The sequence below is a fragment of the Streptomyces aurantiaciflavus genome, assembly GCF_049808595.1.
In the GTDB taxonomy this organism is placed as follows: Bacteria; Actinomycetota; Actinomycetes; order Streptomycetales; family Streptomycetaceae; genus Streptomyces.
Window position 1 is genome coordinate 268,334 of sequence record NZ_JBNCAQ010000004.1, and the last position, 25,724, is coordinate 294,057.

Sequence of the window (25,724 nt, forward strand, 5' to 3'; positions counted from 1 at the left end):
CTTCCGGCCGCCACTGATTTGTCATGCACATTCTCAACGCGAGTAGAGGGGAGGACAAGGATCATGTTTCGGCCACCGGCGCCACTCACCTACCGAGGCCCTTTGGAAGCCCCCTGTCCACGCCCCCTGCCGTTGCCCTTGCCGGAGCCCGCGTCAGGAGCAGAGCTCACAGCGGCCGGGGCGGAACTCGGAGGCGGACCGGCCGAGGACGTGGCCACGGGCGCCCTGGACGCCGTGGCCCCCGCCGAAGGGGTCGCCCCGGACGACGCACCACGCGCCGGACCCGTGTCCGCACCCCCGGACGCGGAGACGGACGGGGACGGGGACACGGACGCGGGGGTGGACTCGGCCGGCTCCCCCGACGCCGGCCGCGCACCTCCCTGCCGCCCCTGCCGTTCCTCGTCGGAGCCCCCGGAGAAGGCCACCCCCGCGATCACCGCCGCCACGGAGACGACCCCCACCGTCCCCACGGCGAACGCCACGCGGCGCGGCCGGCGAGCCGCGCGCCGACGGCTCGCACGGCCACCCCCCGCACCGTCGGCGCCGGCCTCCGTGACCCGGGGCAACCTCGTCGTCTCGTCGTACGCGTTCTGCCAGCCGTGCGCGGCGGCCGGATCCGCGTACGCCTCGTACGCCGGCGCGGCCCCCTCGTCCGGGAGGTACACGTTCGGCTGCACCCGGGGGATCCCACTCTCACCTGGCCTGGACATGGCCGCGGATTGTAGATACCCGTGGGGCGCCTGGGACAGCGGACGCCGATATCCCCCCAAAGCAGGCGTCTCACGTGGCGGAAAACACCCCCCGGGACGCGTCGGCGAGCCCTAAGCTCCCAGACATGCAGGTGATCCAGTCGACCAAGCTCGCCAATGTCTGTTACGAGATCCGGGGCCCGGTTCTCGAGGAGGCGATGCGCCTGGAAGCGGCGGGGCACCGCATCCTCAAGCTGAACACCGGAAACCCGGCCGCGTTCGGCTTCGAGTGCCCTCCGGAGATCCTGGAGGACATCCTCCGCAACGTCTCGTCGGCGCACGGCTACGGCGACGCGAAGGGCCTGCTGGCCGCGCGCCGGGCGGTGGTCATGCACAACCAGACCCTGGGCATCGAGACCGACGTCGAGCACGTCTTCGTCGGCAACGGCGTCTCCGAGCTGATCGTGATGGCGATGCAGGGGCTCCTGGACGACGGGGACGAGGTCCTCGTCCCGGCGCCGGACTACCCCCTGTGGACCGCCGCCGTCTCCCTCTCCGGCGGCACGGCCGTCCACTACCGCTGCGACGAGCAGTCCGACTGGATGCCGGACCTCGCCGACGTCGAGCGCAAGGTCACCGACCGCACCAAGGCGATCGTCATCATCAACCCGAACAACCCGACGGGCGCGGTCTACGACGAGGCGATGATCAGGGGTCTGACCGACATCGCCCGCCGCCACAACCTCCTCGTCTGCTCGGACGAGATCTACGACAAGATCCTCTACGACGGCGCCACCCACACTCCGACCGCGAAGGTCGCCCCCGACCTGCTCACCCTCACCTTCAACGGCATGTCGAAGGCGTACCGGGCGGCGGGCTACCGGGTCGGCTGGATGTCCATCTCCGGCCCGCGCGCGCACGCCGACTCCTACATCGAGGGTCTGACGATCCTGGCGAACATGCGCCTGTGCGCGAACATGCCGGGCCAGCACGGCGTGGTGGCCGCGCTCACCGGACGGCAGTCCATCAACGACCTGGTGCTGCCCGGCGGGCGGCTCAAGGAGCAGATGGACACGGCGTACGAGCTGCTGACGCGGATCCCGGGTGTGACCTGCGTCCGGCCGAAGGGTGCGCTGTACCTCTTCCCGCGTCTCGACCCGACGGTGTTCAAGATCAAGGACGACCGGCGGATGGTCCTGGACCTGCTGCGGCGGGAGAAGATCATGGTCGTGCAGGGCACCGGCTTCAACTGGCCGGAACCGGACCACTTCCGGGTGGTGACGCTGCCGACGGTGACGGACCTGCGGGACGCGATGGGCCGGATCGCGCGCTTCCTGGACGGCTACAGCCAGCCCTGACGCTCACGGCCGGTGATGGACCGGTCCGGATTTGCGATCCGCTCAACTTTAGACGAAATCCAAGCTAGGATGGCTTCCTGTCAGAGCACGGGAGGCCATCCTCATGTACGAACCGATCCGTACCAAGTCGGTCCACAGCACGATGGCCGGCACCACCTCCGACTTCCCCCACCGGTCCCGCGAGGAGGAGCTGGACATCCAGCTCGCGGGGCATCTCGCGGCGCTGCTCGCCGTCACCGACGAGTTGCGCGCGCTGGCACCGTCCACCGATCTGGACACCGCGGCCGAACGGCTCGCGCAGCAGGTGGCCCGGCTGCGGGGAGGGCGGACGCCGGTCCGTACGACCCCGGCCGCCGACCGGACCGAGCCGCCGCCGGCGGCCCTCCACGAGCGGGCGCACACCCTGGCGGGCCGCGCGCTCGTCGTCGCGGCGTCCCGCGCGGACACGGCCGCGGCGATCCTGACGGCGGAGCGCATGGACGCGCACGCCGCCGCGCTGGCGGAGCAGGAACTGACCGCCGCCGGCTGACCCCTGCCGGGGTCCCGTGAACGGCCCCGGTCCGCGTGCACCCGCAGCGACGCGCGGACCGGGCGCCATTTTTTCTCTCCTTTCCCTGCGCACATCCGCGTATTTCCCTGCATACATTCGGGCATTTCCCTGCGTGCATTCAGGTGGTTTCCGTGCGTGCATTCAGGTGGACCGCGTATCTCGCGTGCCCGCCGAGCGGCGACGCCGTCGACACGGCTTCGTAACGTGACACGGTGAAACGTAGGCGATTGTTGGTGGTGCTCTCCGGTGCGGCCGCGGCAGCCACCGGAACGATGGCGTGGGCGATTCATTCCGCCTCGGCGGCGGCCCCGGAATCCGAGGCGCGGACGGCGGCAGCCGAGAACTCGGCGGACCAGAAGCCCGAGAATGTCGACGTACTCCTGCAGGCCGGCATTCTGCAGCAGCAGAACCGCGATTCCAAGGGGGCTGTCCAAACCTACCGGCGCGTGCTGGAACTGGACCCGCGGAACAAGTTCGCCTGGTACAACCTGGGAGTCATCGCGCACGAGGACGGCCGCACGGACGAAGCCCTTTCGGCCTATGAGAAGTCCCTGAAGATCGACCCGTCATTCGAGTCGGCTCTCTTCAACGAGGCGATCCTGCTGAAATCGAGCGATCCCGACCGCGCCATGGGGCTCCTGGAACGCACCCTCGGCATCGATCCACAAGCGAACACGGCACATCTGCATCTCGGAGACATCTGGGCGCGGAAGGACCGCGACGAGGAGGCCGCGGACGAATACCGCCGTGCCGTCGCGGGCGATCCCTCGCTGCGTTCTCTCGTGCCGGAATCCTTCCGGGATTCCCTGAATCCCCCACGCGACCCTTCACCCGACCTCTCACGCGACCCCTCACCCGAATCGAGCCCGGCAGGGAGCACCAGATGACGTCGAGCACCGAGGCCCCACGCCGGCCCACGGCCGATCCGACGGTGATGGCGCTGACCGTGTACACCACGGTGGTGGCAGCCCTTTCGACGCGCGTCCTCCTGATGCCCGACGAGTCGGGGGACTACCTCACCTTTCTCGACCCCTGGTACCGCCACATCGCGAGCCAGGGCGGGTTCCGCGCCCTCGCCGAGCCCGGCTTCTCGGACTACAACGTCCCCTACCTCTACGTGCTGTCCGCGCTGACCTATCTGCCGCTGCCGGCGCTGACGGGCATCAAGTGCGTCTCGATCCTGTTCGACCTGGTGCTGGCGTACTACACCTTCCGGATCGTGTCCCGGCTCCGGCCCACGCCCTCCTGGGCGGCCCTCGGCGCGGCCGCGGTGGTGCTCTTCCTGCCCACCGTCGTCACCAACAGCGGATGGTGGGGACAGTGCGACAGCATCTACGCTGCCTTCCTGGCCGGTGGGATCCACCATGTGCTGCGCCGGCGGTCGTGGTGGGCGTGCGCCTTCTTCGGGATCGCGCTGGCGGTCAAGTTCCAGGCCGTTTTCCTCTTCCCCTTCCTGCTCGTCCTGGTGCTGGTGGGACGGGTGCCGTGGCGGTGCCTGCTCGCCGTTCCGGGGGCGTACCTCGCCCTCGACGTCCCGGCCCTCCTGCTCGGCGCCGACCCGTGGCCGCTGCTGACGGTCTACGCCCGGCAGACGGACACGTACAAGCTCCTGTCCCTCCAGGCGCCGTCCCTCTACGAGTTCGTGTCAGTGCCCGGTGAGACCGACGGCGTCCGCACCGCGGGCGTGCTGGTCGCGGCGGCGATCGTGTCGCTCCTGACCGGACTGGCCGTTTGGTTCCTGCGGCGCGGCCGGACCGGCGCGCCGGACTGCGGTCCCGGGGTGCCGGGACTGACGGACACCCGGATCGTGCTGCTGGCCGCCTGCTCCGCGGTCGTGGTGCCGTTCCTGCTGCCCTCGATGCACGAGCGGTACTTCTACGTCGCGGACGTGCTCACCGTGATCACGGCGTTCGCACTGCCCCGGCGGCTCTGGTACGTGCCGGTGCTGGTGCAGCTCGCCTCGTTCGGCAGCTACCTGAAGTGCGTCTCCGCGAGCCTGGCGCCGTATCTGTCGATGCCGGCGCACAGTGCGCTGATGCTGCTCGCGCTGCTGTCCCTGCTGCGGACGACCGCCGGTGAGCTGCGCCGCGGACCGCAGGCGCCGGCCGTGCCCGGCCGGCGGGCCGCCGACGGGAACACGGCCGAGCCGGCCAGGACGTGACGGCCCCTCCGTCACAGCGTCTTGCGGGCCTGCCTCGCGATGGCCATGCCGCTGTCGTCGGCGACGAAGTAGGTCGGGCGTCGCTGGGCGGCGGTGTAGATGCGGCCGATGTACTCGCCGACCACACCCAGGCAGAGGAGCTGGACCGCTCCCACGAAGAGGACGGCGATGATCAGGGAGGTCCAGCCGGGGGCGGTGTCCCCCGCCGCGTGCACGCCGAGGGTGTACACGAGCATCCCGAGGCAGACGCAGAAGGCGAGGGCGCCGAGCCAGATGGCCAGCCGCAGCGGGGCGACGGAGAAGCCGATGATGCTGTCGACCGCCAGCAGGATCATCTTGCGCAGGGGGTACTTGGTACGACCGGCGACGCGTGGGTCGCGGCGGTAGGTGACCTCCCCGCTGGGGAAGCCGAACCAGGGCATGAGGAGCCGGTACACCTGCGGCTGGTCGGGCAGGGCCTTCAGGGCGTCGAGGACGTTGCGCGACAGCAGGCGGAAGTCGCCGGCCTGGGCGCAGACATGGGTGCCGACCAGCCGGCGCATGAGCCAGTAGTACGCGCCGGCGGTGTGGCGCTTGAAGCCGGTGTCGCTGGAGCGGTTGGCGCGTACGCCGTAGACGATGTCAAGGTGCCGGGAGCGGGCGAGGGCCAGCATCTCGGGGATCTTCTCCGGGGGGTCCTGGAGGTCGGCGTCGAGACTCACCGCGTAGGCGCCGCGGGCGCTGTGCAGGCCCGCGGTCAACGCGGCCTGGTGTCCGCTGTTGCGGCGCAGTCGCACCAGCCGCAGCTGTGGCCAGGCGGCCCGCAGCTGCGCCAGCTGTTCGGCCGTCCCGTCCGTGGATCCGTCGTCCACCGCGACGACCTCGTACTCCTCTCCTGTCGCGTCCAGCACCGGCCGCAGCCGCTCCACCAGCGCCGGCAGCGCCTCTTCCTCGTTGAACATCGGAATGACGACCGACAACTCAACGGACGACTCGATCCGGTCGGTCGGGTCGTGGTCCACATCGATCATTCGGCGATCCCAGCTCATTCTGGAACGGCCGGGCGCAGCAATGCGCCCGAATTACCCAGTTACCATATAATCTGAGGCTGTTTCAGCACGCACAGACACACGTGCCGCGTACCGACACACCTCCTACGAACCCCGGGTGCCGTAACCGATGCCGAATCCCACCGAGCCCGTCCGGCACGCCCGCACGCCCCGCCGCGCCCGGGTCACCCGGCAGCTGCCGGTCTTCGCGGTCATCGGGCTGCTGTCCACCGCCGCCTATCTCGGCCTGTACGCGGCGCTGCGGACCGCGCTCGACGCCCAGCCCGCCAATCTGGTCGCGCTGCTGGTCACCGCTGTGGCGAACACCGCCGCCAACCGCCGGTTCACCTTCCGGGTGCAGGGCGCGGAGGGGGCCGCCCGGCACCACCTCCAGGGGCTGGTGGCCTTCGTCGCCGGGCTCGCGCTGAGCAGCGGCGCCCTCGCCGTGGCGCACCGGACCCTGTCGGACGCGCCGCGCGTGGAGATCGGCGCGCTGATCGTGGCCAACGCCGCCGCGACGGCGCTGCGCTTCACGCTGCTGCGGCTGTGGGTGTTCGCGGAACCGAGACCCGCCGGCGACAAGGTCCCGAACAGGCGAGGGCCTGCCGTCATCCCTCCCGTCGGGGCGGACGGGGAGCGGTGACGACAGGCCCAGGGCCCCACACGCCGTTGTGCGGGGCCTCGCCGGTCCGTGGTGCTGTCACCGCGGCCGACCGTGACGATGTTGCTGGTCAGGGCACGATCGGAGCCGGCCGCGGCGTCTTGGGGGGCGTGCTCAGCCCAGGCGCTGCACCAGTGCGCGGTACTCGTCCCACAGCTCCTTGGGCGTGTGGTCGCCGAAGGTGTTGAGGTGCTCGGGGACCAGGGCGGCCTCCTCGCGCCAGACCCCCTTGTCGACCGTGAGCAGGAACTCCAGGTCGGAGTCGGCGAGTTCGAGGCCGTTGGTGTCGAGGGCGTCCTTGGTCGGCAGGATGCCGATCGGCGTCTCGACGCCCTCGGCCCTGCCCTCCAGGCGTTCCACGATCCACTTCAGGACGCGGCTGTTCTCGCCGAAGCCGGGCCAGACGAACCTGCCCTCGGCGTCCTTGCGGAACCAGTTGACGTAGTAGATCTTCGGCAGCTTGGCCGGGTCCTTGTCCTTGGCGACGTCGATCCAGTGGCCCATGTAGTCGCCCATGTTGTAGCCGCAGAACGGCAGCATGGCGAACGGGTCGCGGCGCAGCTCACCGACCTTGCCCTCGGCGGCGGCGGTCTTCTCGGAGGCCACGTTGGCGCCGAGGAACACGCCGTGGTTCCAGTCGAAGGACTCCGTCACCAGCGGTACGGCGGTGGCGCGCCGCCCGCCGAAGAGGATCGCCGAGATCGGCACGCCCCGGGGGTCCTCCCACTCGGGCGCGATGATCGGGCACTGCGAGGCGGGGACGGTGAAGCGGGCGTTGGGGTGGGCGGCCGGGGCCTCGGACTCGGGCGTCCAGTCGTTGCCCTTCCAGTCCGTCAGGTGGGCCGGGGTCTCCTCCGTCATGCCCTCCCACCAGATGTCGTCGTCGTCGGTGAGGGCGACGTTGGTGAAGACGGAGTTGCCCCACAGCGTCTTCATCGCGTTGGCGTTGGTGTGCTCACCGGTGCCGGGCGCGACGCCGAAGAAGCCGGCCTCGGGGTTGATGGCGTAGAGACGGCCGTCCTCGCCGAAGCGCATCCAGGCGATGTCGTCGCCGATCGTCTCGACCGTCCAGCCGGAGATCGTCGGCTCCAGCATGGCGAGGTTCGTCTTTCCGCAGGCGCTGGGGAAGGCCGCGGCGACGTACTTGGACTCGCCCTGCGGGGGCGTCAGTTTGAGGACCAGCATGTGCTCGGCGAGCCAGCCCTCGTCCCGGGCCATGACGGAGGCGATGCGCAGGGCGTAGCACTTCTTGCCGAGCAGCGCGTTGCCGCCGTAGCCGGAGCCGTAGGACCAGATCTCCCGGGTCTCCGGGAAGTGGGAGATGTACTTGGTGCTGTTGCACGGCCAGGGGACGTCCTCCTGACCCTCCTCCAGCGGCGCTCCGAGCGTGTGCACGGCACGCACGAAGAAGCCGTCGGAGCCGAGCTCGTCGAGGACGGGCTGTCCCATGCGGGTCATGGTGCGCATGGACACGGCGACGTAGGCGGAGTCGGTGATCTCCACGCCGATCGCGGAGAGGTCCGAGCCCAGCGGGCCCATGCAGAACGGGACGACGTACATCGTCCGGCCCTTCATGGAGCCGCGGAAGACGCCCTTCTCACCGGTGAAGATCTCCCGCATCTCCGCGGGGTCCTTCCAGTGGTTGGTCGGGCCCGCGTCCTGCTCCTGCTCGGAGCAGATGAAGGTGCGGTCCTCGACGCGAGCGACGTCGGTCGGGTCGGAGGCCGCGTAGTAGGAGTTGGGGCGCTTGATCGGGTCGAGTTTCCGGAAGGTGCCCTTCTGGACGAGCTCCTCGCACAGTCGCTCGTACTCGGCCTCGGATCCGTCACACCAGACCACGTTGTCCGGCTGGGTCAGTTCGGCGATCTCGTTGACCCACGAGATCAGTTCCTGATGCTGGGTGGGGATGACGGGGGGAGCCGCGATGTCGCGCGCCACGTTCGCTCCTAAGTGAGGGATTTTGTTCTGTCTGCCCCGTGGGGGCCGCGGCCCGGATACTTCGCAGCGAGCTGCTGAGCGCTCATCCGGTGCCGACTGCACTCATTTGATCATCCGACGCATGAGCGCATCTGTCCAGAGGACGTCACAGATGAGCAGGGTGAGGCTCGCCACGTGTTCACCCGGACCCGCTCCGTGACCACGGCCGGGCGTGAGATGATGGCCACTCTTCGCCCGTCATCTCGCCTGATGGGGGCGTAACTTACGGTTCCGTAGGTACGATTTGGTGCATGACTGCGTCCGCCCCTGACGCGCCCACGGACACGCCGGCCGACGGCCGCGGTCCCGTCGCGCTCTCCCTGCCGCATCCGGTCAAGCCCAAGCTCCGCGGCTGGCTGCACCTCGGGATGTTCCCGGCCGCCCTCATCGCAGGCCTCGTGCTCACCGCGCTGGCCGACTCCGCCAGAGGCCGTATCGCCTGCGGTATCTACGCCCTGACCGCCTGCCTGTTGTTCGGCGTGAGCGCGCTGTACCACCGGGGCGACTGGACCCCGCGCATGGACGGCATCCTGCGCCGCCTGGACCACGCGAACATCTTCCTGATCATCGCGGGCACCTACACGCCGCTCACCCTGCTGCTCCTGCCGGACACCAAGGGACAGTGGCTGCTGTGGGGCATCTGGGGCGCGGCGCTCGCGGGCATCGCCTTCCGGGTCTTCTGGGTCGGCGCCCCGCGCTGGCTCTACACCCCCTGCTACATCGCGATGGGCTGGGCGGCCGTCTTCTTCCTGCCGGACTTCATGCGCACCGGCGGCATCGCCGTGCTCGTCCTGGTGGTCGTCGGCGGTCTCCTCTACAGCGCGGGCGGCGTGATCTACGGCATCAAGCGGCCGAACCCGTCACCGCGCTGGTTCGGCTTCCACGAGGTCTTCCACTCCTTCACCCTCGCCGCGTTCGTCGTCCACTACGTCGGCATCTCGCTGGTGGCGTACCAGCACGCGTAGCGACACTTTTCCGCCACCTTTCGGGCCACGGCTGCACGCCGTGGCCCTTTTGCATGTCCGATTCCCGCCCCCAAGAGCCACCATCAGTTAACAGTCTCTCAATTTTGAGAGCTACTCTCACTTCATGGTTACTGTCACGAACGCTTCCGAGGCGGGGCGCGACCCCCGCCGCTGGTGGGCCCTCGGCGCCCTGGTCGCGAGCATGCTCACGCTCGGCTTCGACATGACGATCCTCAACGTGGCGCTGCCGACGATGGCGCGCGACCTGGGCGCCACCACCGGGGAACAGCAGTGGATGGCGGACGCCTACGTCGTCGTCTTCGCGGCGCTGATGCTCCCCTCGGGCCTCCTCGGCGACCGGTTCGGGCGGCGCCGGATGCTGATCACCGGGCTCGGGATCTTCCTCGCGGGCTCGGTGGTGGGAGCGCTGGCAGGAGACGTGAACTGGGTCGTCGCGGCCCGGGCGTTCATGGGCGTCGGCGGCGCGCTGGTCACCCCGCTCGCGCTCTCCGTGCTGCCCTCGCTCTTCGGCCCCGACGAGCGCACCAAGGCCGTCGGCGTCATCTCCGCCGCCTCCGCGCTCGGCCTGCCGCTCGGCCCGATCATCGGCGGCTGGCTGCTGAACCACTTCTGGTGGGGCTCGGTCTTCCTGGTCAACGTCCCGATGGCCGCGATCGGCATCGCGGCCTGCGTCTTCCTGCTCCCCGAAACCAGCGACCCCGCCTCCCCCAGGGTCGACGTCCTGTCCACCGCGCTCACCGCGACCGGCCTCGGCGCCCTCATCTACGCGATCATCGAGGCCCCCGAGCGCGGCTGGGGCGACGGGCTCGTCCTGGGGACGTTCGCCGCGGCCGTCGTCCTGCTCACCGCCCTGGTGCTGCGCGAGCGGCGGGCCGAACGCCCCATGCTCGACATGACGCTGCTGGCCCAGCGCGGCTTCCTGTTCAACACGCTCGCCGCGACCCTGGTGATGTTCGTCCTGTCCGGCCTGCTGTTCGTGCTGCCCCCGTACCTCCAGGCCGTCCTCGGCCACGACGCCTTCGGCACCGGTCTGCGCCTGCTGCCGATGATGGGCGGTCTGATGGTCGCCGCGCGGGGCGCGCAGCCGGTCGTCGCCCGCTTCGGTCCGCGTGCCGTGGTGAGCGCCGGCCTGGTGGTGCTGGCCTTCGCCGCGCTGCTCGGCAGCCGTACGACGGTCGACTCCGGCTACGGCTTCACCGCGCTGTGGCTCTCCATCGCCGGCGTCGGCTTCGGCTTCTCCGTCGTGCCGGCGATGGACGGCGCCCTCGGCACCCTGCCCCGTGACCGGGCCGGCAGCGGCTCGGGGCTGCTGATGACGCTGCGCCAGGTCGGCGCCGCGATCGGCATCGCCCTGCTGGGCAGCCTGCTCGCCGGTGTCTTCCGCGACCGGCTCGATGTCACGGGAGTGCCCGCGCAGGCCGCCGACACCGCCGGTGACTCCGTGGTCGCCGCGCACCTGATCGCCGAGCAGATCCACGCGGCCCACCTCGCCGCCTCCGCGGACAGCGCGTACGTCCACGGCATGGGCGTCGTCCTGCTGGTGTGCGGCATCGCCGCCCTGGTCTCCGCGCTGCTGGCGGCGGCCTTCCTGCCGAGGGCGACACCCGCGCGCCGCCCGGACCGTGCCGCCCCCGACATGGTCGCCGCCGTGGAGGATGCCTGACAATGAACCCCATGACGGCCGCACGCTCCCCCTTCTCCTCCCCCGCCGACCGCCCTCAGCTGGGACTTCGCGAACGCAAGAAGATCAAGACCCGCGAGGCGATCCGCGCCGCGACATACGGGCTGATCAAGGAGCAGGGGTACGACGCCACGACGATCGAGCAGATCGCCGAGCGGGCCGAGGTGTCGCCGTCGACCGTCTTCCGGTACTTCCCGACCAAGGAGGACATCGTCCTGTCGGACGAGTACGACCCGCTGATGGTCGAGGAGTTGCGCTCCCGGCCCGCCGACGAGTCGTGGACGGAATCGCTGCGGCACGTGATGCACATCGCCATCGACGCGCTGATGGCGGAGGACCCCGAGGCGGTCCGGATGCGGGCGCACCTCGCGATCCAGGTCCCCGCCGTCCGCTCCCGGATCTACGAGAGCATGTCGGAGACCGCGCGGCTGCTGCGCGGCGCCATCGCCGAGCGCTCCGGCCTCGACCCGGAGGGCCTTGAGGTGCGCGTCCACGCGATGTCCCTGCTCGGCGGCCTGATGGAAGTCAACATGTACTGGGCCGAGAACGGCTGCGAGGGCGACCTGCGCGGCCTCGTGGACCAGGCCCTGGACGTCCTGGAACACGGCCTCACCCCGAAAAACTCCTGAGGCCGCAGCCCTCGCCCGTGACATCCTGACCGGGTGAGCACACCCGAGATCCACGTGGAAGTCGCCCCCGAGCTGGCCCTGTTCGTCCCGCACACCCGGCGCGGGGGCGCCCACGCGCTCGCCGTCGACGGAGTCTCCACCCTCGGCCATGTCGTCGAGTCGCTCGGCGTCCCGCTGACCGAGGTCGGCGCCCTGGTCGTCGACGGCCGTGAGGTGCCGGTCTCGCACATCCCCGCGCACGGCGAGTCGGTCAGCGTCCGCCCGGTCGCCCGCCCCCAGCTGGTCGCGGGCGCGCCGCTGCGCTTCCTCCTCGACGTCCACCTCGGCACCCTCGCCCGCCGGCTGCGGCTGCTCGGCGTGGACACGGCCTACGAGTCGACCGACATCGGCGATCCCGCGCTCGCCGCCCGCTCCGCGGCCGAGAAGCGGGTCATGCTCAGCCGTGACCGCGGCCTGCTGCGCCGCCGCGAGCTGTGGGCCGGCGCGTTCGTCTACAGCACCCGCCCCGACGACCAACTCCGTGACGTCCTCGACCGGTTCGCGCCCGAGCTGCGCCCGTGGACGCGGTGCACCGCCTGCAACGGACTGCTGAAGGAGGCCACGAAGGACGAGGTCGCCGACCAGTTGAAGCACGGCACGCACCGGTCGTACGACGTGTTCGCGCAGTGCCGGGAGTGCGGGCGGGCGTACTGGAAGGGCGCGCACCACGAACAGCTGGAGGCCATCGTGGAGCGCGCCCTGGCGGAGTTCACGGGCGAGCGTTAGCCCTACTCCTTCCGCACGTCACCCCTTCCGCAGGCGATGCCGTCCTTGTTCCGGTCCAGGCCGTGACGGTCACGGCCGTGGACCTTCAGGCCGGTGCCGTAGCCCTGCTTCTGGAGCCAGTCGCACCGCTCGGCGACCTGTTTCGCCTTCTTCGGGAAGGTCCACGGCACGCACTGGCTGATGGCGCCGTAGGAGTGGTCGCAGCCGTCGAAGCCGGCGGGCATCTTCATGCCCTTGTGGCCCTGGTGGTTGCGGTGGTCGCTGCGGGCGCTGCTCTCCGGGCTGACCGTGCTCGTCTCGCTCGCGGGGACCTCCTTGAGATCGTCCGCGAACGCCTGGACCCGGGCCGCCGCGACCTGGCCGTCCGCGCCGATCCGCACCCACTTCGACACCGACGGCACGCCGCCTGCGTCGACCACCGACAGCATGTACCAGCCGGGCGGTGCCAGGTTCGGGTTGCTGGTCAGACTGAGGTCGATGGTGTTGCCCTCGACCGTCATCGGCAGGTCGACGTAGCGCTGGTTGGGGTCGGAGGAGTGGGTGATGGCGGCCGGGCGGATCAGGGACGCCTTCACCACCGGCTTGTCGACCGTGATGCGCTGCGTGGTGCCGTACGCCCAGGTGGTGCCGGCCACCGAGGTGATCTGCGGCCGGTCGCCCTTGAACAGGTACGGCGGCTTGTAGATGGACACGCGCTGGTCGAAGGAGCCGTCGCCCGGGTTGTCGCCGACGCTGAGGACACGGCCGTCGGGCAGCAGCAGGGACGACGAGTGGTACGTCCGCGGGACCGGGTCGGTCGCCAGGCCCGGCTCGAACCTGTTGGTCGCCGGGTCGTACATCGACGCCTCGAAGACCGGGTCCTCGCGGTAGGTGTGCAGGGCGCCGCCGGTCTCCAGGACCTTGCCGTCCGGGAGGATGACCGCGGAGACGTAGACCTTGCCCTGGCCGCCGGTCTGCGGAGTGCCGTCCTTGTAGTGGCCCTGCGGCAGATCGGGCCCGGGCACGTACTGCGGTGAGCCGGCCTTCATGTCGATCAGGTCGACGAGCCGGTGCGCGTCGGGCGAGACGGTGTGGTTGCCGCCGCCGATGGTGATCACCTTCTGGTCCTGGGCCGGCGGCAGCAGCACCGACATGGACTGGTCCCGCTCGTCCTTCTTGCGCAGGCCCGGCACCTCGGCGATGGTCCCGGCGTCGTAGTCGTAGACGGAGGCGCCGGTTCCGGGCAGACCGTTGCCGAAGACATGGCTGCCGGTGTAGAAGAGGCGGCCGTCCTGGAGCAGGATCATCGACGGGTACAGGCCCCAGAACGACCAGGCCTGCTTGGCCTCGCCGAGCGGAAGCCACTTGTTCTGGGCGTAGGAGAAGTGCTCGTTGACGACGGTGCCCGAGGAGTCCTCGGCGAGGCCGCCCAGCGAGATGACGTCGCCGTTGCCCATCGCGGTCGCCGACGGGTACCAGTGGCCCGCCAGCATGTCGTTGACCTTGATGTACTTGTTCTGCGCCGGGTCGAAGACGTAGCTCGTCCGCAGGCCCTTGTAGCCGACGCTGCCGTCGGGTGCGGCGTAGTCCTTGTTGCCGCCCACGACCAGGACACGGCCGTCGGGGAGCTGGACGTGTCCGGCGCAGAAGAAGTCCTCCGGCGTCGGGATGTCGGTGTAGCCGCCGGTGACGGGGTCGTACAGCGAGGTCTTGAAGGTGCCGGCCTCGAACATGTCGAGGTTGTTGCCGGAGCCGGCGATCAGCAGGACCTTGCCGGTGCGCAGCAGCACCGAGTGCATCGCCCGCACGGGCATCCGGGCGGTCTGCACGGTCCACTCGCCCTTGCACTGCGGTCCCGTGCCGCCCGTGGCGCAGGGGTCGGGGCCGGAGGGGACGGTGGCGTCCGTCATGGCGTAGTCGTCGGTGGTGAGGGCGCCCACCCCGTAGAGGGCGCCGCCCCAGGTCACCTGGTCGGTGTGGGGCGGGATGACCGGGGTGCGGACCTCGGTGCGGGTCCAGCCGGCCGACGGTTCCAGCGTCTTGAGGTCGGTCCAGTAGACCCAGCCCAGCTGGGTGTCGTGCCGGAAGAGGGTGAAGGCCACGTTCGGCGTCGTGGACTTGTACCAGAACGACAGGTCGTACTGGTGGTCCGGAGTGACCTGCGGGGCGCAGGAGTTCTCCAGCATCATCGTCTTGCGGTCGCCGTCGCCGCGCCGCGTCAGCTCGATACGGACGGCTCGGCTGCCGCTGTGGGCGTCGCCGGTGACGGTGAAGGTGTGGTCGTTGTCGCCCCAGCCCGACTTCTCGAAGCACTGGGGGAACTGGGAGGGCCCGTCGAGGATCTCCAGGCCCGGGTTCTTCACCAGATTGGCGGCGGCGGTGGCGGGTTGGGCGCCCAGCGGGCTGAGCCCGAGGGCGGCGGCGAAGAGCATGAGGGCTGTCAGCAGCAGACGCGGTGTTCTCCCGCGCGGCAGCAGAGGCCGCCGTGCTGGTCTTCGGGCTCGGTACATGGTGAGTCCCCCCTTGTTCACGGGCCCCCTGAGGGCCTGCCGTCGGTCCGGCAGGCCCTGTTCACAGGTGGTGCGTCATTCGTCGTTCTCGATGCGGAGGATGTCGATCCGGCCGCCTCCCTCGCCGAAGGTGGCGACGGGGGTGCCGTGCGCGAACAGGTCCCGCAGGGTGGGGAGATGCTCGCGCTCACCGCGCAGGGCGGCGGTGGACACGACGTAGTCGATGTCCTTCCAGCCGTGCGGCAGCGTCTTGGTGACCGCCGGGTCCTGGTCGAGCTTGTAGTGCCAGATGACGCCGGTGCCCGGGCGGTAGCCGGCGTCGACCGCGTCCAGCCACAGCACGCCGTCGGTGACGATGCGGACCCGGTCGCGGTCGCCGACGGGCGTCTCGCGCAGCCAGCGGGCGGCGTCGTGGTAGACGCCGTTGTCGTCGGCGCTGGTGGCGGCGCGGTCCCGTTCGTACCAGTGCGGTCCGGCGAGTACCGCGGCCACGGCCACGGCCGCGAGGGCGGCGGTGGTCCGCAGATGCGGTTTGCCGGGCAGCCGGGCGATCACGGCCTGGGTGAGCCCGGCCAGGGTGAGCGCCAGGAACGGCAGGACCTGCACGATGTACATCTGCGGCAGATAGCCGCCGGGCCGCAGCGCGACCAGCGCGAGGACGAGGACGGCGAGGGCGGCGGGCCGCAGCCGGCGTACCGCGAACGCGCACAGGGCCGCCGCGGCGCCGCCGATCAGCAGGTACGGGTCCCGGTCCAGCCAGTCCGTGAACAGCTGGTGGGCGTCGGTGCCCTCCTCGAAGGCCGAGCCGCTGCCCTCGCGTCCGCCGAGCTGGAACTTGAGCGTGCCGAGCAGCGACACATGTCCGGCGCCGGGGAACAACTCGCCCTTGAGCAGGGCGTACAGCGGATAGAACAGGCCGGTCAGGACGAACCCGGAGGCGAAGCCCGCGAAGGAGAACTTGCGGGTGCTGGGGTGGCTGCCCTGCCAGAGGGTGACCAGCAGCACGGGCAGCAGGACGGCGATGGTCTCCTTGGAGAGCACCGCCACCGCGAACGCCATGCCGGCCGCGACGTGGTGCCACAGATGGCGGCGCGGCGACAGCGCGAAGGCGAAGGACACCAGCACCCACAGGACGGCGAAGTTGTCCAGGTAGATCTGCCGGTGCAGCACCACGGCGAGCGGCGACAGCGCGTACAGCAGCATCGCCGCGGCGGCCGTGGGGCGGGCGAGCCCGAGGCGCCTGCCGATCACATAGACCAGGACCATCGCCGCCGCGGCCACCGGCAGCATGGCGATCCGTCCCTGCACGAAGGTGGGCAGGTCGGGCAGGAGCCAGTTGGGCAGCCAGGAGACGGTGGCGAGCTGCATCCAGCCCAGCGGCGGGTGGTCGTACCAGTAGGTGTAGTGCGCGAGTTCACCGTGCTGTACGGCCCACGCCTGCGCGAGATACGTGCCCTCGTCATCGTTCGGGAATGGGTAATTGCCGATTCCCAGGAGCCTCACGAGGAGTCCGGCGAGGAATACGGGCGCAACCCAGAGAAAATCCTTCCGTAACACGCTCCCGGGTATGACGGAATGCCCACTACCGGAATCTCCGGGTGTCAGCAGGGAAACGGAAGAAGAACCTTCGAAAGCATCTGTTTCGGACGCATCACGCGCACGTGTGTGCGGTATTGCAGTCCCCATACGGAATCCCCCCACCCACTTCTGGGCTTGATGGCAGCCTGGGGGCCTCCCCCTTGAAACCCCCCGGAATCAGGCATGCCGGAGCATGATGGCACACCTTTCGCCCCGACATAACCAGAATCTGCGATTCCGCTTGCGGCGGGGATCATCACGACGAGACCACATTGCGGGGGAAATGCCGAAGCTGCTAACTTCGGCCCTACTTTGCTCGCGGGGCCCACTTCGATCATGCGCGAAAACTCCGGGAAACCGGACTGGGGAACCGGCTGGGAACCGGCCCGTCGCCAAGGGCCGTGCAAGGATCGCGAGCGTTCTGGAAGACCGTCGGCCGGGGGGTCGCAGACGGACGGAAGCATTCCGAGCACCTGTACGAGATGAACCATCGTTCACACGTTCAAGGATGACCAAGAAAGACCGAGGGGGGAATTCGTGGTCTCCGCCATTCTTTTCATCGATTCGATCGTCCTCATGGCCGCCGCCGGCATGACCCTGTGGTGGATGCTCCATGCCTGGCGCACCCCGGAGACACTGGAGTCGACGGCCTTCGCCACACCCGACGGCAGGTCGGACCTGTCCTTCTCACTCCTCGTCCCGGCCCGGCACGAGGAGGCCGTCCTGCGGCACACGGTCGAGCAGATGCTGCGCATCGACCACCCGGACTACGAGATCCTGCTGATCGTCGGTCACGACGACCCGGGCACCGCCGCCATCGCCCACGAACTGGCCGCCGAGCACCCCGACAAGGTGCGCACGGTGGTCGACACCCACGCCAAGAAGAACAAACCCCGCGCCCTCAACACCGCGTTGCCGCACGCCCGCGGGGAGGTCATCGGGGTCTTCGACGCCGAGGACGTCGTCCACCCCGAGCTGCTCAGCCACGTGGACTTCGCCTTCCGGCGGGAGAACGCCGACGTCGTCCAGGGCGGCGTCCAGCTGATCAACTACCAGAGCAGCTGGTACAGCCTGCGCAACTGCCTGGAGTACTTCTTCTGGTTCCGCAGCCGGCTGCACCTGCACGCCCGCAAGGGGTTCATCCCGCTCGGTGGCAACACCGTCTTCGTCCGGTCCGCGCTGCTGCGGGAGACCGGCGGCTGGGACGGCGACTGCCTCGCCGAGGACTGCGACCTGGGCGTCCGGCTGTCCAGTGGCGGCGCCAAGGTCGTCGTCGCCTACCACTCCGCGCTCGTCACCCGTGAGGAGACGCCCGACTCGGTCAGGGCGCTCTACAAGCAGCGCACCCGCTGGAACCAGGGCTTCCTCCAGGTGCTGCGCAAGGGCGAGTGGCGTCAACTGCCCGGCTTCGGCCAGCGGATGCTCGCCCGCTACACGCTCAGCACCCCGTTCGTGCAGGCCGCGACCGGCGTGATGATCCCGCTCGGCGTCCTCTTCGCCGTCATCGGCGGCGTTCCGCTGCCGTTCTCGATGTTCGCCTGGCTGCCCATGCTGCCGATGGTCGCCATGATCGTCTTCGAGGCGGTCGCCCTGCACGACTTCGGCCGTGAGTACGGCTTCCGCATCGGCTTCGGGCACTACGCCAAGCTCATCCTCGGCGGCCCCGTGTACGCCGTGATCCTCGCGGCCGCCGCGCTGCGCGCCGTGTGGCGCGAGTACACCGGGCGCCGCGACTGGGAGCTGACCTCGCACGTCGGCGCCCACCTCCCCGTCCAGACCCCGCAGCCCCAGGAGGCACGGTGACGGCGCTGCCCGCCGACGTGTCCATCGTCGTCCCGACCTTCAACGAAGCCGACAACATCCACGAGCTGCTGTCCCGCATATCCGACGCGATCCCCGCCGGGACGCGCGCGGAGGTCGTCTTCGCCGACGACTCCACCGACCGCACCTGCGAGGTCGTCCGGGAGGAGGCGGCGTACAGCCCCGTCCCGGTGATCCTGCACCACCGGCCCGTCCCCGAGGGCGGCCTCGGCGGCGCGGTGGTCGAGGGCATCGCCCGCGCCTCGGCGCCCTGGATCGTCGTCATCGACGCCGACCTCCAGCACCCGCCGGAACTCATCCCCGAACTGATCGCCCGCGGTGAGGCCACCGGCGCCGAACTGGTCGTGGCCAGCCGTTACGCGGCCGGCGGCGACCGCGGCGGCCTCGACGGCGGCTACCGCAAGCTGGTCTCCAGCACCTCCACGCTGGTCACCAAGTCCCTGTTCCCCCGCGCCCTGAGCGGCCTCACCGACCCGATGAGCGGCTTCTTCGCCATCCGCCGCACCGCGGTCGACCGGGCGTCGACGGAGGACGAGGGCCTGCAGCCCCTCGGCTACAAGATCCTCCTCGAACTGGCGGTACGGTGCCGTCCGCGCGGCATCGCCGAGGTGCCGTACGCGTTCGGCGAGCGGCACGCCGGCGAGTCCAAGTCGACGGCCCGAGAGGGCATGCGCTTCCTGCGCCACCTCATCACCCTGCGCACCGCCGACCCCCGTGCCCGCGCCGTGGTCTTCGGCCTGATCGGCCTCTCCGGCTTCGTCCCCAACCTGGCCCTGCTCTGGCTCCTCACCACCTGGGCCCCCGGCCTCCACTACGCCCCGGCGGAGATCATCGCCAACCAGGCCGGGCTGCTGTGGAACTTCGCCCTGATCGACTCCTTCGTCTACCGCAACCAGCGCCGCCACCGCCGACGCGACGTACGACTCCTGTCCTTCGCGGCCGTCGGCAACATCGACCTGCTCGCCCGCATCCCGCTGGCCGCCCTGCTCATCGGCACCGGCGGCATGACGGCCCTCCCGGCCACGGCCCTCGCCATGGCGATCGTCTTCACCGCACGTTTCCTGGTCGTGGACCGCTGGCTCTACCGCCGCCTCCAGAAACGGCCCCCGGCGACGACCACCAGGCCCACCCCGGACCCAGTACCGGAACCGATCCCGGACCCACTGGGCTGACCGCCCGCCGCGGGGGCCGGGGTCCGCGGGCCCCGGGGCCCCGTCGCCACACCCGGCAGGGACAGCAGCGCCTCAGGGCCGCGGGCCTCCGGAACACCTACCTCAGGGATGCGGGACCCTGCTGCCCCGGCGAGGACACCCACCCAAGGCGCGCGAGGCCCTGCTGACTCCGGCGAGGACACCCACCCAAGGGGCGCGCGAGGCCCTGCTGACTCCGGCGAGGACACCCACCCAAGGCGCGCGAGGCCCTGCTGACTCCGGCGAGGACACCCACCCAAGGGGCGCGCGAGGCCCTGCTGACTCCGGCGAGGACACCCACCCAAGGGGCGCGGGGAACTGCGCGACCAGCCACAACGAACCCGCACCCCGCGACGCACAGAACCCCCCTCCTCGGTCCCGCCCCCGCGAACCCTCACGGAGTGAGCTTCGTTCGCAACCCCTCCCCATCCGTCACCGGCATCTCGCAGACAAACCTCCGGCAGACATACGCAGTAGGCCCACCATCGACCAACTCACGCCCCTCGAGCAGCGGAAACTCACCACTGCCCGGCGTGCCGCAGGCAACCACCGCCCCCGGCGCGACCCCCAGCAGCGCGGTCCGATGCAGCGCACGCGTCCCGGGATCGTCGGCGGAAGGTCCGACGACGGCCACCTCACGCGGCCCGTCGAGCAGAGCCTCGGCCGCCGCGAGCCCCCACCCGATGAACCGCGGCACACGCGGCCCCAGCGCCTTCACGACCCCCAACGCCCGCTCCGCCGCGGAGCGGTGCGCCTCGGAGCCGGTGTGGGCGGCGTACGAGAGCAGCGCCCCCGCCGCGGCCGACCACCCGGAGGGCACCGCGTTGTCGGTCGGATCCTGCGGCCGGCGGATCAGCCGCTCCGCGTCCACGGCCGTGTCGTACAACGCCCCCGACTCGGGATCCACGAAGCGAGCCAGCACATGGTCGAGCAGGAACCCCGCGAACTCCAGCCACACCCCCTCTCCCGTCACGGAGGCCAGCGCCAGGAAGCCCTCGGCCACGTCGGCGTAGTCCTCCAACACCCCCGCGTTGGCCCCGACATGGCCGTCCTTGCTGGTGCGGGCCAGCCGCGCCCGGTCGTCGAGGTGCAGCCGGACGAGGAGGTCGGCGGCGGCGAGAGCCGCGTCGACCAGGTCGGGGCGGTCGAAGTAGGCGCCGGTCTCGGCGAGCGCGGCGATGGCGAGCCCGTTCCAGGCGGCGACGACCTTGTCGTCCCGGCCGGGAGCCGGGCGGGTCGCCCGCGCCTCGAGCAGCCGTTCCTTGATCGACGCGATCTTCTCGGCGTCGAACACGCCCTCGTCCTGCGGGAGTCGGAGCACGGAGGCCCCCTCCTCGAAGGTGCCCTCCGCGGTGACGCCGAAGTGGTGCGCGGCCAGCTCCGCGTCCTCGGCGCCGAGGACCTCGGTGAGCTGCGCGGGCGTCCAGACGTAGTACACGCCCTCGACGTGCTTCCCCGTTCCGTCGTCGCTGTCGGCGTCGAGCGCGGAGGCGAATCCGCCCTCGGCGGTGCGCAGTTCGCGCACCATGAAGTCGGCGGTCTCCAGCGCGACCCGCCGGGCCTGCTCGGACCCGGTGGCCCGCCACAGATGGGCGTACACCCGGCACAGCAGCGCGTTGTCGTACAGCATCTTCTCGAAGTGCGGCACGAGCCAGTCCCGGTCCACGGAGTAGCGGGCGAAGCCGCCCCCGAGCTGGTCGTAGATCCCGCCCCGGGCCATCCGCTCGCAGGTGTCCTGGGCCATCTGCAGCGCGCCCTCGGCCCCGGTGCGCGCGTGGTGACGCAGCAGGAACTCGACGACCATGGACGGCGGGAACTTCGGCGCCCCGCCGAACCCGCCGCGCTGCGCGTCGTACTCCCGGGTCAGCCCCAGCAGCGCCTGCGCGAGCTCGTGCTCCCCCGGCGCCACGCCGGCCCCGTAGGAGATCTCCCGCCCCGCCAGGTCCCGCACGATCTTCCCGGCGACCTCGGCGACCTCCTCGCGCCGGTCGCTCCACGCGTGCCGTACGCCCTCCAGCACCTGCCGGAAGGAGGGCATGCCGTGCCGGGGCGCGGGCGGGAAGTACGTGCCGAAGTAGAAGGGCTCGGCGTCCGGCGTGAGGAAGACGGTCATCGGCCAGCCGCCCTGACCGGTGGCGGCCTGGACGGCCTCCATGTACACGGCGTCGACGTCGGGACGTTCCTCCCGGTCGACCTTGACGCTGAGGAAGTGCTCGTTGAGGTAGTCGGCGGTCTCCTGGTCCTCGAAGGACTCGTGAGCCATCACATGGCACCAGTGGCAGCTCGAGTACCCGACGCTCAGCAGCACCGGCACCCCCCGCCTGCGCGCCTCCTCGAACGCCTCCGCCGACCAGGGCCACCAGTCGACCGGGTTGTCGGCGTGCTGGAGGAGGTAGGGGGAGGTCTCATGGGCCAGTCGGTTCGCCATGGGATCCATCCTGCCGCAGTACCCCGCCGGGCACGTGTCAGGCGTCCTGCCACCCGCCGTCGCCCCGGCGATCGGACCCCGTTCGCACCCTCGCGCCCGTGCGTCCGCCGCCGCACACTTGACCGGGACACGCTGTGGTCGCCAAAGGGGGACGTGACATGCGGAACAGCCATCGGGCGGAAGCCGAGCGGCTGTTGGAACGGGCCGTGGAGGAAGAGGTACGACGCTCGGGCGGCCGTACCGACCGGCAGGGGCTGACGACGCGGGCGCGGGGCGCACTGGACGCGATACTGCAGACCGCCGCCGAGGAGTACGAGGCGTACGCGCGGGCCGTGGACGAGACGGAGGCCGGCCGGCTCAGCTTCGGACAGCGGTACGCGCGCGAGGCCGGCGGCGGAGCTCCGCTGCTGGTGGCGGGCGTCGCGGCGGTGACGACCGCCGTCGCCGACCTGGCGCTGGGCACGGGCACGGGTACGGCGCTGGGGGCCGGCGTGGCCGTCGGGGTCGTCGGCGCGGCGACGACCGTCGTGAAAGTGGCCGGATCGCATCTGCCGGCCGCGCATCACCGCGCGGGTGAGGCCGGCCAGCCCGGCGGGCCGGAACAGCTGAGGCTGCAGTGGCTCACGGCGCTGGAGGTGCGCGGGATCCGTCCGTTCCTGGACCAGCAGCGGGTGTTGAGCGCGACGACGGGGCCGAAGAAGCCGGGGCCGCAGCTGCGCGGCGCGGACAAGAGCGCGGCGGCGCGCGGGCGGACGGTGCTGGAGCAGTCGTACGCCCAACTGCCCGAGCTGATCGGGCCGTTCGCGGGGCGGCGGCAGGAACTGGGGCGGATCCGGCAGTGGGTGCAGACGGCCCGGGCCAGTACGCAGACCCGGCCGACGGTGGTCGTCCTGCACGGGGCGCCGGGCAGTGGCCGCAGCGCGCTGGCGGTGCGGGCGGCGCACGAGCTGCGGGACCAGTTCCGGGGCGCGTGCGTGGTGGACCTGCGCGGGGACAGCGCGCGGGAGGCTCCGCTGTCCACCCGGGACGCGCTGCTGCATCTGCTGAACCGGCTCGGCGCGCCCCGCGAGCAGCTGCTCTTCCGTGAGCGTTCCTCCCCGGAACAGCAGGTCAAGCGGCTGACCGAGCTGTACCAGCAGCATCTGACGGGGCTGCCGGTGGCGGTGATCGTGGACGACGCCTGCGACGCCGAGCAGGTCGCCGCGCTCGTGCCCGAACGCTCCGACAGCCTGGTCCTGGTCACCGCGCGGAAGCCGCTGAACCTGCCGGCCGGCCTGTCCGCCTGGGTGCACGACCTGCCGGTGCGGCCCCTGGAGGCGGCAGGCGCGGAGGAGCTGCTGGGCGCGGCGGCGCAGGACGCCTCGGGCCCGTACGACGCCGAATCCGCCGACCGGATCACGCAGTTGTGCGGCGGGCTGCCGCTGGCGCTGCGGGTGGCGGGCTCCTCCCTGGGCCCGCGCTCCCCGCGCCGGCTGGCGTCGGACCTGGGGGCGTACGGCCCGGTGGACCCGGTCGAGCGCGCGCTGTGGCTGCGGTACACCGACCTGCCGGACGTCACCCGAAGGCTGCTGCGACGGCTGGCGCTGGCCGGGCGGGCCTCGCTCGGCGCGGCGGCCGCGGCGGCCCTGCTCGCGACCGACCGCACGGAGGCGACCCGTCATCTGACGGCCCTGGCGCAGGCGGGGCTCGTGGACCGGGTCCGCGGCGACCGATACCGCCTGCACGACCTGGTCCGCGCCTTCGCCCAGGCCCGCCTCGCCGACGAGGAGGACCCGGCCGACCGCACGGCCGCCCAGGAACGTCTCATCGTCAGCCACGCCGAGCTCGCCGACTCGGTGCTGCGCCTGGTCGACGGCAACATGTCGACGCGGTCGGACCGGTTCACCCCGCACGGCTTCACCTCCCTCGACGAGGCGCTGCGCTGGCTGGACGACGAGTCCGGCTTCATCACCGCCACCCTGCGGCAGGCGGAGGGCCTCGACCAGGCGGCCGTACTGAGCCTGCTGGGCGCCCTGTGCGACTACTGCCTGCTGCGCGGCGACCTCTACCGCCTCGGTGAGCTCAGCGAGCTCGCGCAGTCGGTCGGCCAGGACCTGCTGGTGCACTCCGTGCAGTGGCGTACGGGTATCGCGGCCCGCCAGCTGGGCGAGCTGGACAAGGCCCGCACGACGCTCAGTTCGGTGGTGGACCTCTATCTCCAGGCCCATCACGACGCGGGCGCGGCCCGTGCGCTGTGCTCGCTGGGCATCACCCTGCACCACCAGGGCAGTCTCGCGGAGGCGGCGGCGAAGCTGCGGGAGGCCCTGGACCTCCAGGCCGCGCCCGAGCTGGCGACGGACCGGGCGTGGACGATGCACGCGCTGGCGGCGGTGGAACGGGACCGGGCCAGGCTGGCGGAGGCCCTGGACCTGCTGACCCGCTCCCTGGTCCTGCACCGCGAGGGCGGCTCGGTGCACGGCGAGGCGTGGGCCCACTACCAGCTCGGCCAGTTGCACCTCCGCCGCGGTGACGTCCCCAGCGCGGATACCGACCTGCGCCGGGCCCTCGAGCTGTACGGCCGCACCCGTGACGGGCGCGGCGAGGCCTGGGCGCTCACCCAGCTGGCCCGCGCCCGCCTCATCGCCGGCGACCCGTCCCCGGCGGTGGACGGTCTGCGCGGCGCGGCCTCCCGCCACCGGGACAACGAGGACGCGCGCGGCGAGGCGTGGACGGTGTACTACCTGGGCCTCGCCCTGGAGGAGACGGGCGACCTCGACCGGGCGGTCCGTGAACTGGAACGCTCCAGATCCCTCTTCTCCCGCATGCGCGACGTCTACGGCCTGGCCTGCGCCCGCCACCACTCGGCCCGGGTGACGCGCGACCAACGCGCGGCGCAGACGGGGTCGCTGCGCAACTCGGGCTTCGCCCGCCAGCTCCTCATGGACGCCCGCGCCGACTTCCAGCGCATCGGCCTCGCCCACGGCGAGGCCTGGACCTGCCTGGAACTCGCGATCGTCGACGCGGGCAACGCCCGCATCCCCCAGGCCCTCGCCCTCTGTGACGAGGCGGCGGCCCTCTTCGCCTCCTACGGCGATCACCGCGGCGAGGACTGGGCCCGTTTCCTCCGTTGCACCCTGCTGCCGTACGCGGCCCCCGGCGGCGTCGAGGTCGGCACAGCGGTGGCCCAGGAGGAACTGACCCGGCTGGCCCGGTCCGCCCATCCGCTCCGGGACACCAGGCTCACGGAGTCCCTGGACGCGTACGCACTGCTGCTGGAGCGGGGGGTGCGCCTCGAGTCGGGCTGGCAGGCGTGGCGCCTGGGCATGGTGCCGGGGAGGCACGCACGGGAGGTGATGGGGGTGGCGGTGAAGGCCGAGGAGGAGTGAGGGCCGAGGAGGAGCGAAGGCCGAGGAGGAGCGAAGGCCGAGGAGGAGTGAGGGGCGCTCGGCCGCCGTACGCGCTGCGGCCCGCCCCCGGCTGCGTCGCCGCCCCGGACGACCTCATCGGCTCCGACCCGCCCGGCCGCCCACGCACCCGCGTCCGCGCCTTCGCCTGACGCATCTTCGCCGAGGGCGAGGCGGCTGCGCCGGGGCGGCGCGATGGGCGCGCACGGGGCGGAGCTCGGCCGGCTCGGGACCCCGGGCGGGGGTGCCGGGCCCCGCTCCGTCGGGCCGGCCACGGCGCCGCATGCCGGGCCTTTCCCGGACGGGCTCACGCCTTGCCGTCGGCGGGGGCGCGGCCGGAGCCGGTGCCC

The 25,724-nt window shown here is 71.3% G+C and carries 18 protein-coding genes; 13 read left to right on the forward strand and 5 right to left on the reverse strand.

The window, feature by feature from the left end; all coding sequences use genetic code 11:
• Window positions 1–835: 835 nt before the first annotated feature.
• The 4 genes from ACPT94_RS06225 (at window position 836) to ACPT94_RS06240 (ending at window position 4,758) form a co-directional block, all read left to right on the forward strand.
• Window positions 836–2,047 carry a pyridoxal phosphate-dependent aminotransferase gene (locus tag ACPT94_RS06225; protein ID WP_360350730.1) on the forward strand — a complete coding sequence of 404 codons (1,212 nt, stop codon included), beginning with the start codon at window positions 836–838 and terminating at the stop codon, window positions 2,045–2,047.
• Window positions 2,048–2,150: 103 nt separating this feature from the next.
• Window positions 2,151–2,576 (forward strand): SCO4983 family protein, encoded by a 426-nt coding sequence (locus ACPT94_RS06230; RefSeq protein WP_360350733.1) that lies wholly within the window; start codon window positions 2,151–2,153, stop codon window positions 2,574–2,576.
• A 233-nt stretch (window positions 2,577–2,809) separates the two neighbouring features.
• Window positions 2,810–3,484, forward strand: coding sequence for a tetratricopeptide repeat protein (locus ACPT94_RS06235; RefSeq protein ID WP_360350736.1), 675 nt, complete (start codon window positions 2,810–2,812; stop codon window positions 3,482–3,484).
• A complete protein-coding gene (locus ACPT94_RS06240; RefSeq protein WP_425245296.1) occupies window positions 3,481–4,758 on the forward strand; it encodes a glycosyltransferase 87 family protein in 1,278 nt (425 codons plus the stop codon). Before ACPT94_RS06235 ends, ACPT94_RS06240 begins: the two co-directional genes overlap by 4 nt.
• Window positions 4,759–4,769: 11 nt before the next feature.
• Here ACPT94_RS06240 and ACPT94_RS06245 read toward each other — a convergent pair whose 3' ends face one another.
• Complete coding sequence (locus tag ACPT94_RS06245) at window positions 4,770–5,768, reverse strand: glycosyltransferase family 2 protein (protein ID WP_360350741.1); 999 nt, start codon at window positions 5,766–5,768, stop codon at window positions 4,770–4,772.
• Window positions 5,769–5,916: 148 nt separating this feature from the next.
• Between ACPT94_RS06245 and ACPT94_RS06250 the strand changes: the two genes are divergently transcribed.
• Window positions 5,917–6,429 (forward strand): GtrA family protein, encoded by a 513-nt coding sequence (locus tag ACPT94_RS06250; RefSeq protein WP_360350744.1) that lies wholly within the window; start codon window positions 5,917–5,919, stop codon window positions 6,427–6,429.
• Between the two features lie 132 nt (window positions 6,430–6,561).
• Here ACPT94_RS06250 and ACPT94_RS06255 read toward each other — a convergent pair whose 3' ends face one another.
• Window positions 6,562–8,385 carry a phosphoenolpyruvate carboxykinase (GTP) gene (locus ACPT94_RS06255; protein ID WP_425245297.1) on the reverse strand — a complete coding sequence of 608 codons (1,824 nt, stop codon included), beginning with the start codon at window positions 8,383–8,385 and terminating at the stop codon, window positions 6,562–6,564.
• Window positions 8,386–8,675: 290 nt separating this feature from the next.
• Between ACPT94_RS06255 and trhA the strand changes: the two genes are divergently transcribed.
• From trhA to ACPT94_RS06275, 4 genes are all read left to right on the forward strand, one after another.
• On the forward strand, window positions 8,676–9,389 hold the full coding sequence (gene trhA / locus ACPT94_RS06260; RefSeq protein ID WP_360350749.1) for a PAQR family membrane homeostasis protein TrhA: 714 nt from the start codon (window positions 8,676–8,678) through the stop codon (window positions 9,387–9,389).
• Between the two features lie 124 nt (window positions 9,390–9,513).
• Window positions 9,514–11,073 carry an MFS transporter gene (locus ACPT94_RS06265; RefSeq protein ID WP_425245298.1) on the forward strand — a complete coding sequence of 520 codons (1,560 nt, stop codon included), beginning with the start codon at window positions 9,514–9,516 and terminating at the stop codon, window positions 11,071–11,073.
• A gap of 11 nt (window positions 11,074–11,084) precedes the next feature.
• Complete coding sequence (locus tag ACPT94_RS06270) at window positions 11,085–11,720, forward strand: TetR/AcrR family transcriptional regulator (protein ID WP_489686581.1); 636 nt, start codon at window positions 11,085–11,087, stop codon at window positions 11,718–11,720.
• Window positions 11,721–11,753: 33 nt separating this feature from the next.
• Complete coding sequence (locus ACPT94_RS06275; protein WP_425245300.1) at window positions 11,754–12,485, forward strand: Mut7-C RNAse domain-containing protein; 732 nt, start codon at window positions 11,754–11,756, stop codon at window positions 12,483–12,485.
• Window positions 12,486–12,487: 2 nt separating this feature from the next.
• On the opposite strand, the gene ACPT94_RS06280 is transcribed toward ACPT94_RS06275, so the two are convergent.
• Both ACPT94_RS06280 and ACPT94_RS06285 read right to left on the reverse strand, forming a co-directional pair.
• Entirely contained in the window at window positions 12,488–14,974 is a 2,487-nt protein-coding gene (locus tag ACPT94_RS06280; protein ID WP_425245301.1) for a galactose oxidase early set domain-containing protein, read from the reverse strand.
• Window positions 14,975–15,049: 75 nt separating this feature from the next.
• Window positions 15,050–16,477, reverse strand: a complete 1,428-nt coding sequence (locus ACPT94_RS06285; RefSeq protein WP_425245302.1) for an ArnT family glycosyltransferase — start codon at window positions 16,475–16,477, stop codon at window positions 15,050–15,052.
• A gap of 651 nt (window positions 16,478–17,128) precedes the next feature.
• On the opposite strand from ACPT94_RS06285, the gene ACPT94_RS06290 reads away from it, so the two are divergent.
• Both ACPT94_RS06290 and ACPT94_RS06295 read left to right on the forward strand, forming a co-directional pair.
• Entirely contained in the window at window positions 17,129–18,355 is a 1,227-nt protein-coding gene (locus ACPT94_RS06290) for a glycosyltransferase (protein ID WP_360350768.1), read from the forward strand.
• A complete protein-coding gene (locus ACPT94_RS06295; RefSeq protein WP_425245303.1) occupies window positions 18,352–19,545 on the forward strand; it encodes a glycosyltransferase in 1,194 nt (397 codons plus the stop codon). Before ACPT94_RS06290 ends, ACPT94_RS06295 begins: the two co-directional genes overlap by 4 nt.
• 412 nt (window positions 19,546–19,957) lie before the next feature.
• On the opposite strand, the gene ACPT94_RS06300 is transcribed toward ACPT94_RS06295, so the two are convergent.
• Complete coding sequence (locus ACPT94_RS06300) at window positions 19,958–21,991, reverse strand: thioredoxin domain-containing protein (protein ID WP_425245304.1); 2,034 nt, start codon at window positions 21,989–21,991, stop codon at window positions 19,958–19,960.
• 158 nt (window positions 21,992–22,149) lie between these two features.
• Between ACPT94_RS06300 and ACPT94_RS06305 the strand changes: the two genes are divergently transcribed.
• Window positions 22,150–25,356 (forward strand): tetratricopeptide repeat protein, encoded by a 3,207-nt coding sequence (locus ACPT94_RS06305; protein ID WP_425245305.1) that lies wholly within the window; start codon window positions 22,150–22,152, stop codon window positions 25,354–25,356.
• 47 nt (window positions 25,357–25,403) lie between these two features.
• Window positions 25,404–25,526, forward strand: a complete 123-nt coding sequence (locus ACPT94_RS06310) for a hypothetical protein (protein ID WP_425245306.1) — start codon at window positions 25,404–25,406, stop codon at window positions 25,524–25,526.
• The last annotated feature ends 198 nt before the right edge of the window (window positions 25,527–25,724 follow it).

Bases quoted from the DNA above. Each gene is read 5' to 3' on its own strand.
- ACPT94_RS06300 (WP_425245304.1), bottom strand. From the start codon at position 21,991: ATGGCGAACCGACTGGCCCATGAGACCTCCCCCTACCTCCTCCAGCAC.
- ACPT94_RS06225 (WP_360350730.1), top strand. From the start codon at position 836: ATGCAGGTGATCCAGTCGACCAAGCTCGCCAATGTCTGTTACGAGATC.
- ACPT94_RS06280 (WP_425245301.1), bottom strand. From the start codon at position 14,974: ATGTACCGAGCCCGAAGACCAGCACGGCGGCCTCTGCTGCCGCGCGGG.
- ACPT94_RS06240 (WP_425245296.1), top strand. From the start codon at position 3,481: ATGACGTCGAGCACCGAGGCCCCACGCCGGCCCACGGCCGATCCGACG.
- ACPT94_RS06305 (WP_425245305.1), top strand. From the start codon at position 22,150: ATGCGGAACAGCCATCGGGCGGAAGCCGAGCGGCTGTTGGAACGGGCC.
- ACPT94_RS06265 (WP_425245298.1), top strand. From the start codon at position 9,514: ATGGTTACTGTCACGAACGCTTCCGAGGCGGGGCGCGACCCCCGCCGC.
- ACPT94_RS06290 (WP_360350768.1), top strand. From the start codon at position 17,129: ATGGCCGCCGCCGGCATGACCCTGTGGTGGATGCTCCATGCCTGGCGC.
- ACPT94_RS06230 (WP_360350733.1), top strand. From the start codon at position 2,151: ATGTACGAACCGATCCGTACCAAGTCGGTCCACAGCACGATGGCCGGC.
- trhA (WP_360350749.1), top strand. From the start codon at position 8,676: ATGACTGCGTCCGCCCCTGACGCGCCCACGGACACGCCGGCCGACGGC.
- ACPT94_RS06245 (WP_360350741.1), bottom strand. From the start codon at position 5,768: ATGATCGATGTGGACCACGACCCGACCGACCGGATCGAGTCGTCCGTT.
- ACPT94_RS06250 (WP_360350744.1), top strand. From the start codon at position 5,917: ATGCCGAATCCCACCGAGCCCGTCCGGCACGCCCGCACGCCCCGCCGC.
- ACPT94_RS06270 (WP_489686581.1), top strand. From the start codon at position 11,085: ATGACGGCCGCACGCTCCCCCTTCTCCTCCCCCGCCGACCGCCCTCAG.